Annotated in this window: 13 protein-coding genes; 8 read left to right on the top strand and 5 right to left on the bottom strand. The window is 71.8% G+C overall.

All coding sequences use genetic code 11. The features are described 5' to 3' along the window. Positions 1–156 precede the first annotated feature (156 nt). Both ABZ990_RS28820 and ABZ990_RS28815 read left to right on the top strand, forming a co-directional pair. Entirely contained in the window at positions 157–630 is a 474-nt protein-coding gene (locus ABZ990_RS28820) for a pyridoxamine 5'-phosphate oxidase family protein (protein ID WP_361237752.1), read from the top strand. 10 nt (positions 631–640) lie between these two features. Then, complete coding sequence (locus ABZ990_RS28815; RefSeq protein WP_361237740.1) at positions 641–1,702, top strand: phosphotransferase; 1,062 nt, start codon at positions 641–643, stop codon at positions 1,700–1,702. Between the two features lie 130 nt (positions 1,703–1,832). Here ABZ990_RS28815 and ABZ990_RS28810 read toward each other — a convergent pair whose 3' ends face one another. After that, on the bottom strand, positions 1,833–3,542 hold the full coding sequence (locus tag ABZ990_RS28810) for a protein kinase (RefSeq protein ID WP_361237737.1): 1,710 nt from the start codon (positions 3,540–3,542) through the stop codon (positions 1,833–1,835). 395 nt (positions 3,543–3,937) lie between these two features. Between ABZ990_RS28810 and ABZ990_RS28805 the strand changes: the two genes are divergently transcribed. The 6 genes from ABZ990_RS28805 (at position 3,938) to ABZ990_RS28780 (ending at position 12,064) form a co-directional block, all read left to right on the top strand. Further along, positions 3,938–5,590, top strand: a complete 1,653-nt coding sequence (locus ABZ990_RS28805) for a protein kinase (RefSeq protein WP_361237734.1) — start codon at positions 3,938–3,940, stop codon at positions 5,588–5,590. Between the two features lie 836 nt (positions 5,591–6,426). Next, positions 6,427–6,618 (top strand): hypothetical protein, encoded by a 192-nt coding sequence (locus ABZ990_RS28800; protein WP_361237730.1) that lies wholly within the window; start codon positions 6,427–6,429, stop codon positions 6,616–6,618. Positions 6,619–6,737: 119 nt separating this feature from the next. After that, positions 6,738–7,364, top strand: coding sequence for a PadR family transcriptional regulator (locus ABZ990_RS28795; RefSeq protein WP_361237727.1), 627 nt, complete (start codon positions 6,738–6,740; stop codon positions 7,362–7,364). A 291-nt stretch (positions 7,365–7,655) separates the two neighbouring features. After that, positions 7,656–8,399, top strand: coding sequence for an ABC transporter ATP-binding protein (locus ABZ990_RS28790; RefSeq protein ID WP_361237724.1), 744 nt, complete (start codon positions 7,656–7,658; stop codon positions 8,397–8,399). Beyond that, positions 8,396–11,350, top strand: coding sequence for an ABC transporter permease (locus tag ABZ990_RS28785; RefSeq protein WP_361237721.1), 2,955 nt, complete (start codon positions 8,396–8,398; stop codon positions 11,348–11,350). The genes ABZ990_RS28790 and ABZ990_RS28785 overlap by 4 nt, the downstream gene beginning before the upstream one ends. A 162-nt stretch (positions 11,351–11,512) precedes the next feature. After that, entirely contained in the window at positions 11,513–12,064 is a 552-nt protein-coding gene (locus ABZ990_RS28780) for a bacterial proteasome activator family protein (RefSeq protein WP_361237718.1), read from the top strand. 157 nt (positions 12,065–12,221) lie between these two features. Here ABZ990_RS28780 and ABZ990_RS28775 read toward each other — a convergent pair whose 3' ends face one another. The 4 genes from ABZ990_RS28775 to ABZ990_RS28760 form a co-directional block, all read right to left on the bottom strand. Further along, complete coding sequence (locus ABZ990_RS28775) at positions 12,222–13,211, bottom strand: NAD(P)H-quinone oxidoreductase (protein ID WP_361237715.1); 990 nt, start codon at positions 13,209–13,211, stop codon at positions 12,222–12,224. Between the two features lie 121 nt (positions 13,212–13,332). Next, entirely contained in the window at positions 13,333–14,391 is a 1,059-nt protein-coding gene (locus tag ABZ990_RS28770; protein ID WP_361237712.1) for a phosphotransferase, read from the bottom strand. Positions 14,392–14,479: 88 nt separating this feature from the next. Next, on the bottom strand, positions 14,480–15,331 hold the full coding sequence (locus ABZ990_RS28765; RefSeq protein ID WP_361237709.1) for a helix-turn-helix transcriptional regulator: 852 nt from the start codon (positions 15,329–15,331) through the stop codon (positions 14,480–14,482). A gap of 3 nt (positions 15,332–15,334) precedes the next feature. Beyond that, entirely contained in the window at positions 15,335–15,853 is a 519-nt protein-coding gene (locus tag ABZ990_RS28760) for a DUF6879 family protein (protein ID WP_361237706.1), read from the bottom strand. Between the last annotated feature and the right edge of the window lie 3 nt (positions 15,854–15,856).

Below are 15,856 nucleotides of genomic sequence, written 5' to 3'. Positions count from 1 at the left end.
ACGGCCGTACAGGTCACCGAGGTGCCCGGCGCGAGCGGTCCGCTGGGGCAGGACCGGCCCGGATTTCGGGACCTATGTCCCCGACCATCCGGGGCAGGGGCCCCTTTCCCGACAAGACGCCGGTGTCCGAGAGTGGACCCCATGTCCACCGACCCCATGTCCGCGGAGGAGATCCGCGCCATCGAGCTGCTGCGCCGCGTGTCGTACGGGAGAGTGGCCACGAGCATGCGGGCGATGCCGTTCGTCGCGCCCGCCCGCCACATCGTGACCGACGGATGCGTCCTCATCCGTATGCACCGGGGACTCGGCTACCACCGGGCGTGCAACGGCAGCGTCGTCGCGTACGGGGCGGACAACCTCACCGTGGGCCCCGAGGAGCTGTGGTCCGTACAGTTCACCGGCACCGCCCGGACCGTCGAGCCGACGGCGGAGCACCTGGCGGCCTTCGGCACGATGCCGGACACCGTGGACGGCGAGCCCTACGACCCGGTCTACCTGCGGATCGACCCGCAGTTCGTCACACTGCACACCATCGACTACCCGCACGCGGCGACCGGGCCGGACACCTCCGCGAACGACGACCACGATGACGGCTCCGACGAACGACGGGCCGACCGCACAGAGCACTAGCATTTTCGGGGTGCCGCGCTCCTCGGTTCCCTCGGCCGCCCCTCCGGCCCCGCCCGTCGGCGCCCTGCTGCGCCGTTACGCGGACGCGGGCGAACCGCTGTCCTGCGAGCCGGTCGCCCAGGGGCTGCTCAACCGCGGCTACCGGCTGGCCACCACCCGCGGCCCCTACTTCCTCAAGCAGCACCTCGACACCCTCACCGCCGACCGGGACACCATCGCCCGCCAGCACCGGGCCACCCGCCGGCTGCACGCCCTCGGGCTGCCGGTCGCGCCGCCGCTGCCCGACGCCGCCGGCCGTACCGTCGCCGTCCTCGGCGGCCACTGCTACGCCCTGCATCCCTGGATCGACGGCCGGCACCGCGACGGCGCGCAGTTGGGCACCGCCGGTTCACGGCGCCTTGGCACCCTGCTCGGACACGTCCACACCGCCCTGGAACAGGTCATGGACCCGCCGGTCCCGGCCCCGCCGGGAGCGGACCCGGGGCCCGGCTCCGGACCGGGAGCCGAGAGCGCCCGGCCGGAGGACACCTTCGCGCTGATCGACGAGCTGCTCCGGCTCGTCGCCGCCCGCCCCGCGCGCGACGGCTTCGACGAACTGGCCCGGCACCGGCTCCAGGAGCGCCGGGCGCTGCTCGCCGCCCACGCCCACCGGCGCCCTTCGGTCCCCGCCCCGCCCGGCTGGGTGCACGGCGACTTCCACCCGCTCAATCTGCTCTACCGGGGCACCGAACCCGCCGCGATCGTGGACTGGGACCGGCTGGACGTCCGCCCACGCGCCGAGGAGGCCGTCCGGGCCGCCGCGATCTTCTTCGTACGGCCGACGGGGGAACTGGCGCTGGCCGAGGTACGGGCCTACGCGCGGGCGTACCGGCGGGCGACCGGTGCGAGCGGCGCGGAGCTGGCCGTAGCGGTCGACCGGGTCTGGTGGGAGCGGCTCAACGACTTCTGGACCCTGCGCTGGCGCTACCAGCTGCACGACCGAAGGGCCGACCCGCTGTTCCCGGCGGTGTCGGCCCTGGTGGTGTGGTGGACGCGCGAGTACGCGGCGGTACGCGACGCGTTCACGGACTGACGTTCCGACAGGCGGACCGTTCGTACCGGCTGGTGGACCGCCCGGATCGACGCATTCGCGAACCGGCGGCCCGGCGGACGGCGGTCCGTCTAACCAGCGGCCCGTCGAACCAGCGGTCCAGGGTGGTGGACTACGGAGTGGCGCCGGCCGGACCGCCCGCGCCCGCAGCGGCGCCGCCCGGAGCACCCGGACCCGCCGACGTACCGGCCGCGGCGCCCCCGGCACCCGCCGAGGTCCCGCCCGCGGCGCCGGAACCGGCCGACGTACCGCCGCCCGTAGTGCCCGTACCCGCCGAGGTGCCGCTCGACGTGCCATTCGAGGTACCGCTCGAACCGCCGTCGCCGGTGCCCTCCGAGGAACCCTCGTCGGAACCCTCGCTGGAGCCCGTGCCCCCGTCCGTCGAGGACGTCGGCGGCTCCGTCGGATCCTGGGTCTCCGGCGTGGTCGTCGGCTCGTGCGACGGCCGGTAGGTCGGCTTCTGCCAGCTTCCCTGGCCGCCGCCGGTCGACGAGGAGCCGCCGGAGTTCTGCGAGTCGGTCGACGGCTCGTCCGAGGGCTCCGCCGACTGATCGTCGGAGGGAGTCGGCTTCTCGGTGCTGGTGGGCGTCTTGGTGTCGCCCGTGGACGGGGGATCGGACGGCATGGCGTACACGATGCCCGCGACGATCGCGATCAGCGCGAGCGCCACGAACAGCGCCACCTTGCCTCGGCCGCCCCGGCGGTCCTGGCCGCCCTGCGGGCCATAGCCACCGGCCGGCAGATAGCCGCCGGCCGCGCCGTCGTCCGGGTTCATCGGCGGCAGGATCGGGCCCTGCGCGGTGTCGTGGTGCATCGGGTGGGCCATCGCGGTCGTCGCGGCGACGCCGCCGACCGGGGTGTGCGCGGGCTCGTGGCCCATGACCGGGCCGGTGTTCCACATGCCCGTGTGGCCGCCGCGGTCCTGGAGCATCGAGATGCCGTACTGGACCATGCCGCGCATCTCTTCGGCGCTCTGGAACCGGTCGTCCGGGTCCTTGGCGAGGGCGCGCATGGCCAGCCCGTCCAGCTCCGGCGGCGCCCCGTGGGCGACCTCGGACGGCGGGATCGGCATGTCCTGGACGTGCTGGTAGACCACCGACAGCGGGGTCTCGCCGGTGAACGGGGGCCGCAGCGCGAGCAGTTCGTAGAGCAGGCAGCCCGTCGCGTACAGGTCGGAGCGGTGGTCGACGGCCTTGCCGAGCGCCTGCTCCGGGGAGAGGTACTGCGGCGTGCCCATGACCATGCCGGTCTGGGTCATCGTCGACTGCGCGCCGTGCAGGGCGCGGGCGATGCCGAAGTCCATGACCTTGACGGCACCGGCGTGGGTGATGATCACGTTGGCCGGCTTGATGTCCCGGTGCACGATGCCGTGCTGGTGGGAGTAGGCCAGCGCCTCCAGGACACCGGAGACGATGATCAGGGCCTGCTCGGGACCGGGCGCCTCGGCGCTGATCAGCAGGTCGCGGATGGTGCGGCCCTCGACCAGCTCCATGACGATGTACGGCACCGACTGGTTGCCGACGACGTCCTCGCCCGAGTCGTACACGGCGACGATGGCGTGGTGGTTGAGGCCCGCGACCGACTGCGCCTCGCGCGTGAAGCGGGCCTTGGAGACGGGGTCCTCGGCGAGGTCGGGACGCAGCAGCTTCACGGCGACGGTACGGCCGAGCCGTACGTCCTCCGCCGCGAACACCTCGGCCATGCCGCCCCGGCCCAGCCGGTGGGTCAGCCGGTAACGGCCGTCGCCGACGACTCCGCCGAGGCCAAAGGACTCGACCGCCGCGTCCGGCACACCGCCGCCTGCTCCGGATTCGGATGCCATCAGTCCTCGCCGTCGGTCGTCTGTCGTGCCGTGTCCAGTCGTCACGCTACAGGCTCCGCACACCCTCACGGTCCGCGCTGGACCGGCCATCCCACCAGCCGAACGTACGCCTGTGCAAATTCCCTGGCGTCCCCACGCCAAGCGCCTGCCCCTTCTCCGTCTTCCGCTCCTCTCGCGCTTCCTCTCGCGCTCCTTCACGCTCCCCCGCCCGGCGGTCACCCTTCGCCGGGGGCCGCCCCACGCAGGGTCACGGTTCGGGGCCGGAACCGGCACCGAACCCGTACCGAAGCGGGCACCGGGCCGGTGCCGAGCTTGACGTGACACCGCCCTCGGGCAGACTTGGCCAGGAAATTCCGGGATCAGCGCCGCCACGCGCGCGTAGGGGGAAGCTACAGATGAGCCAGGACGGCGCACAGGGCCGCTATGCGGGCGGTTCGGTCGCGGGTGGCCGCTATCAGCTGCGCGACCTGCTCGGCGAAGGCGGCATGGCGTCGGTGTACCTGGCGTACGACAGCGCCCTCGACCGCCAGGTCGCGATCAAGACCCTGCACACCGAACTCGGCCGCGAGCAGTCCTTCCGCGAACGTTTCCGCCGTGAGGCGCAGGCCGTCGCCAAGCTGTCGCACACCAACATCGTCTCGGTCTTCGACACCGGCGAGGACACCCTCGACGGCGCCGTCATGCCGTACATCGTCATGGAGTACGTGGAGGGGCAGCCGCTCGGCTCGGTGCTCGCCGCGGACGTCCAGCGGTACGGCGCGATGCCGGCGGACAAGGCCCTCCAGGTGACCGCCGACGTGCTCGCGGCCCTCGACGTCAGCCACGAGATGGGCCTGGTGCACCGGGACATCAAGCCGGGCAACGTGATGACGACCAAGCGCGGCGTCGTCAAGGTCATGGACTTCGGCATCGCCCGCGCCATGCAGTCCGGCGTCACCTCGATGACCCAGACCGGCATGGTGGTCGGCACCCCGCAGTACCTCTCCCCCGAGCAGGCCCTGGGCCGGGCCGTGGACGCCCGCTCCGACCTCTACTCGGTCGGCATCATGCTGTTCCAGCTGCTGACCGGCCGGCTGCCGTTCGACGCCGACTCGCCGCTCGCCATCGCCTACGCGCACGTGCAGGAGGAGCCGGTCCCGCCCTCCTCCGTCAACCGCTCGGTGACTCCGGCGATGGACGCGCTGGTGGCCCGCGCCCTGAAGAAGAACCCGAACGAGCGCTTCCCCAGCGCCACCGCCATGCGCGACGAGTGCCTGCGGGTGCTCGGCGCCGGGCAGACCGGCGCGCCGGTGATCGTCGCGGGCGGCCCGGTCAGCAGCGGCGCGGGCGTCGGTTCGGCGGTCTTCCCGCCGATCGGCCAGACCCCGCCGCCGGCCACGCACGGAGTGCAGGCGCCGTACGCGCCGCATATGCCGCACACCCCGCAGCCCGGCCCCTACGGGGCGCAGACCCCGGCGCCCGGCCCCGCGCCGTACGGCTACCCGCAGCCCGGCCCGGCTCCGGCGTACCAGACCCCGGCGCCCGCGCCCGTCTACCAGGCGCCGCCGCCGGCCCCCGCGCCCGCTCCGTACGGCATGGGGCAGAACCCCGGCCCGACGGGCGGCGGGCGGAACGGGACGAACAAGATCGCGCTCGGGGTGATCGCCCTGCTGGTCGTCGCCGGTGTGATCACGGGCATCACGCTCCTGAAGAACAGGGACACCGCGGACCCCGCGGCCGCCGACCCGAACCGGACCACCGGCACCGCGCCCGGCCACCGGGGCCCGGACCTCACCAAGACCATCAGCACCCAGAAGTGCACCGATCCGAGCGAGTCGGGCTCGGACCCGGACAAGATCGTGGTGCCGGACCTCACCTACAAGAACATCCAGTCGGTGAAGGACTGTCTCCAGGCCGCCGGGTGGAAGATCAAGGCCGAGACCTCGTACGACGAGAACACCTACGGGCAGGGCACGGTCATCACGCAGTACCCGCGCCAGGGCACGGAGATCTCCGAGGACGACGCGTCGTTCACCCTTGAGGTGTCCACCGGCAACCCCGCGCAGTAGCGGTAACGGCCGGCCGGCGGCCGGGGCCGCCGGTACGGGCCACCAGTCGGACCCGTCCAGGATGCCCGGTTCCTCCCGTCATGTGACGCTGAGTCCACCGACTCGGCTACACGGACGGGAGAAGGACCTCCGTGGCTCCAGGAGCACCACACCCTCGCGCGCGCGGCTTCGCGCCCGTCCTCGCCCGCGCTCTGGCGACGGGCACGGCACGGATCGTGGTGGCGGGGATCCTGGCAACGGCGGCATATGCCGGACCGGCCGGCGCGACCGGCGCGACCGCGGCTCCCTGGAGGGCCGCCCCGGCGGCCTCGGCGGCCTCGGCGAGGCATATGCCGGACCTGCCGGACCGCGGCGACGACGACGGGGCCGAGGACGACGACGCGAGCGGTACGGACCGCACGAGTACGAGTACGGGTGCGGGGGATCCCGCGGATACGGACCGGGCGGACGCCACAGGCCCGGGAAGCACCGCCCCGGCACCCGCCGCCGGGCCGCCCGCGCACCCCTCCTCCGTCCCGGCCGCCGCGCCCGCCGCCCCTCCGGAGGAGCCCGAGGAACCCCCCGACCCGGCCGAGTCGCCCGGCGAAGGGGAGCACCCGGACGCGACCGTCCCCTCCGACGCGCCCGCGCCCAGCCGGACCCCGGCCCTGGCCGGAACCCCGGCGGGCGAGGGCCGCCCGCGCCCCGGCCGGCCCGCCCCCGCACTGCCCGTCCCGGCCCCCTCCCCGGCCCCTGTTCGTACCGAAACGGCAACAGAACCCAGCCGGGAAACGCCCGGGAAGAGGCCCGGAGAGGTTCCGGCGGACCGGCCCGGGGGTCTTGGGGAGGACACGGAAGTGGCACCCGAGAGGGACGCACCCATCGCCGTTCCCCCGCGCACGACCCCGCCGGGCGCCGCCTCGCGCACCCGCCCGGAAGCCGCTCCAGGCCTCGTCGAACGCCGGATTCCCGTGCTCACCCTGGGCATCGGGCTCGCCCTCGTCGGACTCGGCATCGGCTTCTTCGGACTGCGGATGCGGCGGCGGTGAGCAGGCCCCGACCGGCCGCCGACCGGCTCGTTTCCGCCCGGGTCCGTCGTAAGGAGGACCCCGGTGATCCGCCCTGAGTGCACTTGGCAACGTCGGCATACTCGGTATACATACTGAGTATGTCGATCCGCCACGGGCTCCTCGCCCTCCTCGAACACGGGCCCCGCTACGGCTCCCAGCTCCGCACGGAGTTCGAGTCACGCACCGGTTCCACCTGGCCGCTCACCGTGGGCCAGGTCTACACGACCCTCAACCGCCTGGAACGGGACGGCATGGTCGTGCAGGACGGGGAGGACGAGGGCGGTCACGCGCTCTACGCGATCACCGACGCGGGGCGCGGCGAACTGCTCACCTGGTTCGAGAAGCCCGTGGACCGGACCAGCCCGGCCCGTGACGAGCTGTCCATCAAGCTCGCCATGGCGGTCGGGATGCCCGGGGTCGACATCCGTGACGTCATCCAGTCCCAGCGCCGGCACACCGTGAAGGCCATGCAGGACTACACCCGGCTCAAGGCGCGGGCGATCACCGCCGTCGAGCAGAACGGGCCCGGGGCCCGCGACGACGTCGCCTGGCTGCTCGTCCTGGAGCAGCTGATCTTCCAGACCGAGGCCGAGACGCGCTGGCTCGACCACTGCGAGTCCCGCCTCATCCGGCTCTCGGCGGCCGTGACGGCCGAACCGCCCGCGACACCCCCGGAGCCCGTGTCCCGGCCCAGGATCGGGACCGGATCCGCCCGGCGGCGCTGAGCCCCGCCCGTACCGCACGACCGCACCACCGGTACGCACCACCGCACCACCGCACCACCGGTACGAGCGAGCGTCCGCGCGGCGCGCGGCCCGGCGCCCAGCGCGCCGCACCGCGCCCGTACGCCACCCGTACGCCGCCCGTACCCCACGAACACCGCGCGACCGCGCCACGCACGACCCGTACGACCCGTACGACCGCACCACCCGACCCAGCCAGAACGTACGCCCGGCACCGCCGGCGACCGCGCACCGCGCGGGCGTCCCGCAGGCGTACCCCGAGGGGGATTTCCCATGTCCGTACCCCAGCGGCACGAGCCCGTGCTGCGCCTTCAGAACCTGACCCGCGTCCACGGCACGGGCGCCACCGAGGTGCACGCCCTGCGCGGTGTCGACCTCGACGTCCACCCCGGCGAACTCGTCGCCGTCATGGGCCCGTCCGGCTCCGGCAAGTCCACCCTGCTGACCATCGCGGGCGGCCTGGACAAGCCCACCTCCGGCCAGGTGATCGTCGAAGGCACCGACATCACCGCCGCCGGCCCCAAGCAGCTCGCCGCGCTGCGCCGCCGCAGCATCGGCTACGTCTTCCAGGACTACAACCTCATACCGGCGCTCACCGCCGCCGAGAACGTCGCCCTGCCCCTCGAACTGGACGGCGTCTCCGCCCGCAAGGCCCGCGGCCAAGCCCTCGCCGCGCTCGACGAGATGAGCCTCGGTCACCTCGCCGACCGCTTCCCCGACGAGATGTCCGGCGGCCAGCAGCAGCGGATCGCCATCGCCCGCGCCCTGGTCGGCGACCGCCGGCTCGTCCTCTCCGACGAGCCCACCGGCGCGCTCGACTCCGAGACCGGCGAGTCCGTGCTCGCCCTGCTGCGCTCCCGCTGCGACGCGGGCGCCGCCGGCATCCTGGTGACCCACGAGCCGCGGTTCGCCGCCTGGGCCGACCGGGTCGTCTTCCTCCGGGACGGTTCCGTCGTCGACCAGACCGTACGCAGCGAGGCCGACTCGCTCCTGGCAGGCGGGACGACGCACCCGTGAGCAACTGGTTCCACTCCTGGCGGGCCGCGATCCGGATCGCCCGCCGCGACGCCTGGCGCTCCAAGGGCCGCAGCCTGCTCGTCCTGTCGATGATCGCGCTGCCGATCCTCGGCGTGAGCGCCTTCGACCTGACCTACCGCAGCGCCGAACTCACCCGCACGCAGGAACTCCAGCGCGACATCGGCGCCGCCGACGCCCGCTTCGAGGACGCGCAGGTCCAGGGCCAGCCGATCCTCCAGGACCCGGAGGGTTCTCGGACCGACACCGTCGAGGACTTCAGCAAGGGCGACAAGCCCTGGCCCAACGGCCCCACGGACGTCAAGAAGGTCCTGCCGGCGAGCGCCACGGTGCTCACCGACGCCTCCGGCCCGGTCAAGCTGACCACCGCGTACGGACTGCTCACCGCCGGGGTCCGGGAGCTGAAGGGCGCCGACCCCGTCGCCGAGGGCATCATGCGGCTGCGCGAGGGCCACTTCCCCGAGAAGTCCGGCGAGGTCGCCGCGACCACCCGGTTCCTGAAGGACAGCGGACTCTCCGTCGGCTCCACGCTCACCGCGCGCGGCTTCGACCGCGAGTACCGGATCACCGGCGCGTACGAACTGCCCAGCGAGCTCAAGACGCAGCAGGTCAACGCCCTGCCCGGCGACTTCCTCGCGCCCTACGGCGAGGCCGTCGAGAAGTCCGGCCTCTCCGCGCCCGGTTACTCCACCACGTATCTGGTGAAGCAGTCCGGTGGTTTCACGTGGAACATGGTCCAGCAGATCAACACCAAGGGCGTGAAGGTCACCTCGCGTCTGGTGGCCCTGAACCCGCCGCCGAAGTCCGAGGTCCCGCTGTACGAGCGCGGCGGCTTCGAAGACTACTCCCAGAGCGCCGCCGCCCAGGCCGGTGCGATGGTGCCCGTCGTCACCATCGTCGGTCTCGCGATGCTGGAGATCTGTCTGCTCGCCGGCCCCGCGTTCGCGGTCGGCGCCCGCCGCTCCCGCCGCCAGCTCGGTCTGGTCGGCGCCAACGGCGGTGCCCGCAACCACATCCGGGCCATCGTGCTGAGCGGCGGTCTCGTCATCGGCGTCGCCGCGGCGCTCATCGGCACGGCCCTCGCCCTCGTCCTGACCTTCGCGCTCCAGCCGCTCCTGGAGACGTACATGGGGCAGCGGTTCGGCAGCTTCACCGTCCGGCCGCTCGAACTGCTCGGGATCGCCGCGCTCGCCGTCCTGACCGGTCTGCTCGCCGCGATCGTGCCCGCCGTCACCGCCTCCCGGCAGACGGTCCTCGCCTCCCTCACCGGCCGCCGCGGCGTGCGCCGCGGCAGCCGCGTCCTGCCCCTGATCGGCATCGGCGCCCTGCTGCTCGGCGGCGCGCTCGCCCTCTACGGCTCGCTCGCCACCGACCAGGTCATCGTCGTCGCGGGCGGCTCGGCCGTCGCCGAGCTGGGTATCGTCGCGATGACGCCCGCGCTGGTCGGCCTCTTCGGCCGCACCGGACGCTGGCTGCCGCTCTCGCCGCGGCTCGCACTGCGCGACTCCGTGCGCAACCGGGGCCGTACGGCACCCGCCGTGGCCGCCGTCCTCGCCGCCGTCGCGGGCACCGTCGCCGTCTCCACGTACGCGACGAGCGTGGACGCCCAGAACGAGGCCGAGTACCAGGCGGACCTGCCGCACGGCGCCGTCTCCGCCTTCGTCATGCAGGAGGGCGGCCGGGACGCCGCCGCCGCCGTGGACGCCGTGGAACGCACCCTGCCCATCGACGTCCGCGCCGATGTGCGCCGGCTCATCGTCGGCCGGCCGGGCTGCTCCCCCTGGGGCGACGAAAAGGGCTGCGGCTCGTACCAGGTGCTGGTCCCGCCCCCCAACCAGTGCCCGCTGTGGCGCTGGACCGAGGGCGGCTCCGACCCCTCCGACAAGTTCACCAGGGAGCAGCGGCGCACCCTCGCCAAGGACTGGCGCTGCGACACGGGCAACCGGGGCGGTCGCGTCCCCACTCAGGACGGGCTGCTCGTCGCCGACGCCCCGCTGCTGAAGGTGCTCGGGATCGACGACCCGGGGGCCGTCCGGGCCCTGGAGGAAGGGAAGTTCGTCAGTTTCGACCGGACCCAGGTCGTGCGGAACGCCAAGAACCCCAAGGAGGCGAAGGAGACCAAGGACGCTGTCGCGGAGGCCGGCGCCCGTCCGGACAGCGAGGCCGGCAAGCCGGGCACGATCAGCATCAAGCTGGTCCTCGACAACAAGGCCGACATCCGCGCCGCCGAGATGAAGAAGAACCTGCCGGGCGAGGTGAAGACCTTCACCGCCTACGAGGTCCCCGGCTCGCCGAGGTCCTACGGCATCGACGGAGTGATCAGCCCGGCCGCGGTCAAGGCCGCCGGTATGACCACCGTCCCGCTGGGTGCCTACTTCAGCACCGACCAGCTGCCCAGCACCGAGCAGCAGCAAAAGCTCGACGCCGAACTGGCCAAGCTCGGCGGCTCGGTCGACTACACCCTGGAGCGCGGCTTCGTCAGCTCGTACAGCCTCGTGCTGCTCGCGCTGACCCTCTTCGCCGGCCTGGTCACCATCGGTGCCGCCGGTATCGCGACCGGCCTCGCCCAGGCCGACGCCGAGGCCGACCTGAAGACGCTCGCCGCCGTCGGCGCCCCGCCGCGGGTCCGCCGCACGCTGAGCGGATTCCAGTGCGGTGTCGTCGCCGCCATGGGTGTGGTGCTGGGCTCGGTCGCCGGTGTGCTGCCCGCGATCGCGCTGCGGCTCACCGACGAGCGCCAGCAGACGAAGTTCTACAACCGGGCTCTGGACGAGGGCTGGGGGATGGTCTCCGACAACCCGCCCGATCTGATGATCGTCATCCCGTGGGGGACCCTCGGCGCGCTCCTGGTGCTCGTGCCGCTCGGCGCGGCCCTGCTCGCGGCCCTGGTGACCCGCTCGCGGGGCGCGCTGGCCCGCCGCGCGGCGCACTAGGGATCATCTCGGACGGTCGGGACGTACGGGGGCGTACGAGGCGTACGACCGCGTCCGTACGGGGGCGTACGCGTCCGGATGCCGTGCCCCGGAAGGAGGGTGGATCACTCTCCTTCCGGGGCACACCGTGTGGTGACGCATGGGTGCGAGAGAATGGGCGGCATGGAGATGCCGAGGAATGACAGGTCGCAGGAGAGCCCCCAGGTCCTCGTCGTGGGCCAGGACGGGATGGCACTCGGCGGCGCGCCAGGTGACGACGAATCCCGTGAGGTGCCGGTGACGGACATGGTCGAGCAGCCCGCGAAGGTCATGCGCATCGGCAGCATGATCAAGCAGCTGCTGGAAGAGGTCAGGGCGGCACCTCTCGACGAGGCCAGCCGCGTCCGGCTCAAGGAGATCCACGCCAGCTCGGTCAAGGAGCTGGAGGACGGTCTCGCGCCGGAGCTGGTGGAGGAGCTGGAGCGGCTGTCGCTGCCGTTCACCGACGACGGCATTCCGTCCGACGCCGAGCTGCGGATCGCCCAGGCCCAGCTGGTGGGCTGGCTCGAAGGGCTGTTCCACGGCATCCAGACGGCGCTGTTCGCCCAGCAGATGGCGGCCCGCGCCCAGCTGGAGCAGATGCGCCGGGCGCTGCCGCCGGGCGCGCCGCACGACGACGAGGGCCCCGGCGGCCCGAAGCACGGCCGGGCGGTCGGCTCCGGCCCGTATCTGTAGGACTCGCCCGTCCGGCTTCGCGGCCGGGCTCATGACGTACGGAAGGGGCCCGGCCCCGCGGTCCGATCGCCGCGGGGCCGGGCCCCTTTCCGCTGTGCGGGGCGGGCCCCTGGGGGTCCGCTCGGTCCCCCGGGTCCGCTCGGTCTCCCGGGTCCGCTCAGTCCCCGGACGGGGCCAGCAGCAGCACCTTGCCGACGTGGGCGCTCGACTCGACGGCCCGGTGGCCCTCCGCCACGTCCTCCATCGGAAGCGCGCGGTCCACGACGGGGGTGACCGTGCCCGCCTCGACCAGCGGCCAGACGTGCTCGCGGACGGCGGCGACGACGGCCGCCTTCTCCTCCAGCGGGCGGGCCCGCAGCGTGGTCGCCAGGACGGCGGCGCGCTTGGCCATCAGCGCGCCCAGGTTCAACTCGCCCTTGACGCCGCCCTGGAGACCGATGACGACCAGGCGGCCGTTGACGGCGAGCGCCTTGACGTTCCGGTCCAGGTACTTGGCGCCGACGATGTCCAGGATGACGTCCGCGCCCGCCCCGTCCGTCGCCTTGCGCAGCTCCTCGACGAAGTCCTGCTCGCGGTAGTCGACGAGGATGTCGGCACCCAGCTCGGCGCAGCGGGCGAGCTTCTCCGGGCTGCCGGCGGTGACCGCCACCCGGGCGCCGATCGCCTTGGCCAGCTGGATCGCCATAGTGCCGATGCCGCTCGAACCGCCGTGCACGAGCAGCGTCTCGCCCGGCCGGAGATGGGCCAGCATGAAGATGTTCGACCAGACCGTGCAGGCCACCTCGGGCAGCGCGGCGGCCGTCACCAGGTCGACGTTCGCCGGGCGGGGCAGCAGCTGGCCGACGGGGACGGCGACCTTCGTGGCGTACCCGCCGCCGACGAGCAGCGCGCACACCTCGTCGCCGACGGACCACCCCGACACACCGGGGCCGAGCGCGGCGATCCGGCCGGAACACTCCAGGCCGGGATACGGGGAGCTGCCCGGCGGCGGATCGTAGAAGCCCTGGCGCTGGAGCACATCGGCTCGGTTGACGGCGCTCGCCACCACCTCGACGAGCACCTCGCCCTCGGCGGGTACGGGGTCGGGCACCTCGGCCCAGACCAGCGCCTCGGGCCCGCCGGGTTCGGGAATCGTGATCGCATGCATGGCGGCGAGGCTACTCCCGGGACCGTGCCGGCGCCGTCCCGGCCCGGCACGGTCACCGGCCTCTGCGTGCCCTGTTGCCGAGTGCCCGGACAGGTGCGCGCCTCCTGCCGCCTCGCCCCCGTCAACTACGCGGACTGGCAGGAGGCTTGCGCGCTGCACGCGACCTGATGTGCGGGTAACCGAGCAGGTGGCGATACCGCGCGTTGCTCGATGCGCCCCCCTTCTCCCCCACCCGCGCCGACCACTGCCGGCACGTCGCTTCCACGTACGCCTTGACGGCTTCCGAGTCCGCTGTTCGCCACGATTCGAAATTTCCCAGCCATTCGATGGCCGCTGCCGGTTCCTGGTCACATTCCATGAGACGTACGGCCGTATTCGCAACGTCCACCCACGCGGGCCCCAGCGCAGGCATGGCCCAGTCGATGAGATACGCACCCCGGCCATTCGCCGAGATCAGCATGTTGTGCGGGTTCGTGTCCGTGTGGAGAAACGAAGTTCCATGCAGCAAGGACTCTTCTTCGGGGTTCAGAAACCCATTGAAGCGGTCGGCAAGCTTCGGAAGTCCCAGATTCGCCAGCATATGCGGGCGCCCGTGGGAAAGGTTCTTCCGGGTCAGAATCCATTCAATTTTCGGAAGGTCCCGTGTCCCCGAACTCAAGTCCGCATGCCGACCGTCCACATAGACGAAAGCCAGGCAATACCATCCAGAAATTTCGAACCTATGCCGGATTACGGGGCTGATTCCGGCTACGATCCCGTTGACCTTTTCCTCATTCCGAAGACCATCGACGCCTTCCCTGTCCGAGGTCCGCACCCCCTTGAGAAAAAGGAGGCCATTCGAAATGGTCTTGAGAACCAGGGCTACGGAGCAATTAAGCCCGGAGGGGACGACTTCGGCTTCCAGTACTCCGCCCGTGCGCTTCACGATGGCATCACGGAGATCAAAAGGAAGTTCGCCCCAGCTCATGCGTTCGCTCATACTTTCCTCCCGTGTCGGGAGAGGGGGCCGGGACATCCCGGCCCCCTCTTTGCCGACCCAGTCGTGCTCACACTCGCGCAGCGCCTTGCAGACATTGCACAGTTCCGGCCGTGTCTCGTCGGGGCCGTGGTCCGTCACGTCTTCCGACTCCGTCTCCCGTAGTTCGATGGGAGCGGCGGAATACGTCTGCGGCTCGGCCATGTCCGACCCCTTCACGTCGTCCGGATGGCGACAACGCTAGGAACCCGTGCACCCCGCTCCCAGTCGATTGCGAGTGATTGCACGGCAATCACCCGAGCCGGTCGATCGCCGATGTGATCAACGCGCGGGCGCGTTCTCCGTACACCGCCTGTTCTGCCAACTCGGCAAATGTCTCGGCGTAAGCGGCAACCTCGCTGGGCTGTGTGATGGTGAGATATCCCGACACCAGTTCGATGTTTACTTGGGCCGTGTCGAAGATCCAGAACCCTTCCACGGGCATCCGGGTTCGTCCGAGCCGGGTCGGGATCACGCCGACGCTCACGTTGGGCAGCGCGCCGATCGTCAGTAGGTGGTCAAGCTGTTCCGCTTGGGCGTCGGCGTCGCCCAACGCGTTGCCCAACACGCTCTGCTCCACGAGGAACGCGAACCGCCGCTGCCCCTCGCGCAAGACGCTCTGCCGCTCCATGCGGGCCGCCACAGCGTCGGCCACGTCATCGACCACCACCCGGCGTCGCCGATGGACGCCGCGCAACACGTCCTCGGTGTAGCCGAATGTCTGGAGTAGACCGGGGAACAGGCCCGGCGAGTAGGCACGAAACCAGCGGGTGCGTTCATAGAGCGGCAAACGCGCTTCCTGTGCCCGTCGCAGCCCCGCGCGCTCCATCCGGCGCCAGGACACCCACATGCCCTCAACGGTCCGAAGAGAGGCGATCAGGTCGTCTGTCTGGTCCTCCGCGCCGCACGCCCGACACCAAGCCCGAATGTCGTCAGCGCTGGGCTGTGTCTTCGCGGCCCCAATCCGGGACACCTTGGATGGGTGCCAGCCGCACAGCGCGGCAAGGCCCTTGCCATCAAGCCCGGCGTCCTGGACCAACTCACGGAGACGGCCGGCCAGGGCCTGCCGGGCTTGCTGGACGCTAGATGAGGCTGATTGGGACATGACTCACTGAACCGGCTTGTACCCCTCGTGAGACGTTGCCCGATCCCACACCAACTCGAATGCAGACGAGACGAGTTGGATGATCTCCGGTTCCGTCCGCCACTCCCTGTCCACAACTTCCCCGACCCCGGAGAAGTACGTGAACAGCACGGACTCCCCGTCGAACATCCACAGGTCCGTACCCGGCAAGGGAATGTCGGCGGCCTTCCGCCGCGGCAACCAGCGGACAAGCTCACCCGCTGCCACGTTGGGGAACGTCACGTCGTACTCGTACCGAATGTAGTCGGTCACCGGCTCGGACACGATCCGCGCCCGACGCATGACCACGCCGCGTGCCGTCACCTCCGTCACCACATCCAGGAACGGCCGCCACCACTCCGAGCGATCAGCGGCAGGGTCCAACCGCTTCCCGTTCTGCCACTCGATGAACTCGGGGTCGTTCGGCTGGTAGGCATCGCGCATCTCCAGGTGAACAACGGAGCGGCGCGCTTTCGCCAATCCCTCAAGCACGGGGTTCGTCATGGC

The sequence above is a fragment of the Streptomyces sp. NPDC046203 genome, from assembly GCF_040646255.1.
Classification (GTDB): Bacteria; Actinomycetota; Actinomycetes; order Streptomycetales; family Streptomycetaceae; genus Streptomyces.
The sequence above is the reverse complement of the archived record's forward strand: the minus strand, read 5'-3'. Positions and strand labels throughout refer to the sequence as shown.

Bases quoted from the DNA above. Each gene is read 5' to 3' on its own strand.
- ABZ990_RS28810 (WP_361237737.1), bottom strand. From the start codon at position 3,542: ATGGCATCCGAATCCGGAGCAGGCGGCGGTGTGCCGGACGCGGCGGTC.
- ABZ990_RS28775 (WP_361237715.1), bottom strand. From the start codon at position 13,211: ATGCATGCGATCACGATTCCCGAACCCGGCGGGCCCGAGGCGCTGGTC.
- ABZ990_RS28790 (WP_361237724.1), top strand. From the start codon at position 7,656: ATGTCCGTACCCCAGCGGCACGAGCCCGTGCTGCGCCTTCAGAACCTG.
- ABZ990_RS28765 (WP_361237709.1), bottom strand. From the start codon at position 15,331: ATGTCCCAATCAGCCTCATCTAGCGTCCAGCAAGCCCGGCAGGCCCTG.
- ABZ990_RS28795 (WP_361237727.1), top strand. From the start codon at position 6,738: ATGTCGATCCGCCACGGGCTCCTCGCCCTCCTCGAACACGGGCCCCGC.
- ABZ990_RS28770 (WP_361237712.1), bottom strand. From the start codon at position 14,391: ATGGCCGAGCCGCAGACGTATTCCGCCGCTCCCATCGAACTACGGGAG.
- ABZ990_RS28760 (WP_361237706.1), bottom strand. From the start codon at position 15,853: ATGACGAACCCCGTGCTTGAGGGATTGGCGAAAGCGCGCCGCTCCGTT.
- ABZ990_RS28820 (WP_361237752.1), top strand. From the start codon at position 157: ATGTCCGCGGAGGAGATCCGCGCCATCGAGCTGCTGCGCCGCGTGTCG.
- ABZ990_RS28805 (WP_361237734.1), top strand. From the start codon at position 3,938: ATGAGCCAGGACGGCGCACAGGGCCGCTATGCGGGCGGTTCGGTCGCG.
- ABZ990_RS28780 (WP_361237718.1), top strand. From the start codon at position 11,513: ATGGAGATGCCGAGGAATGACAGGTCGCAGGAGAGCCCCCAGGTCCTC.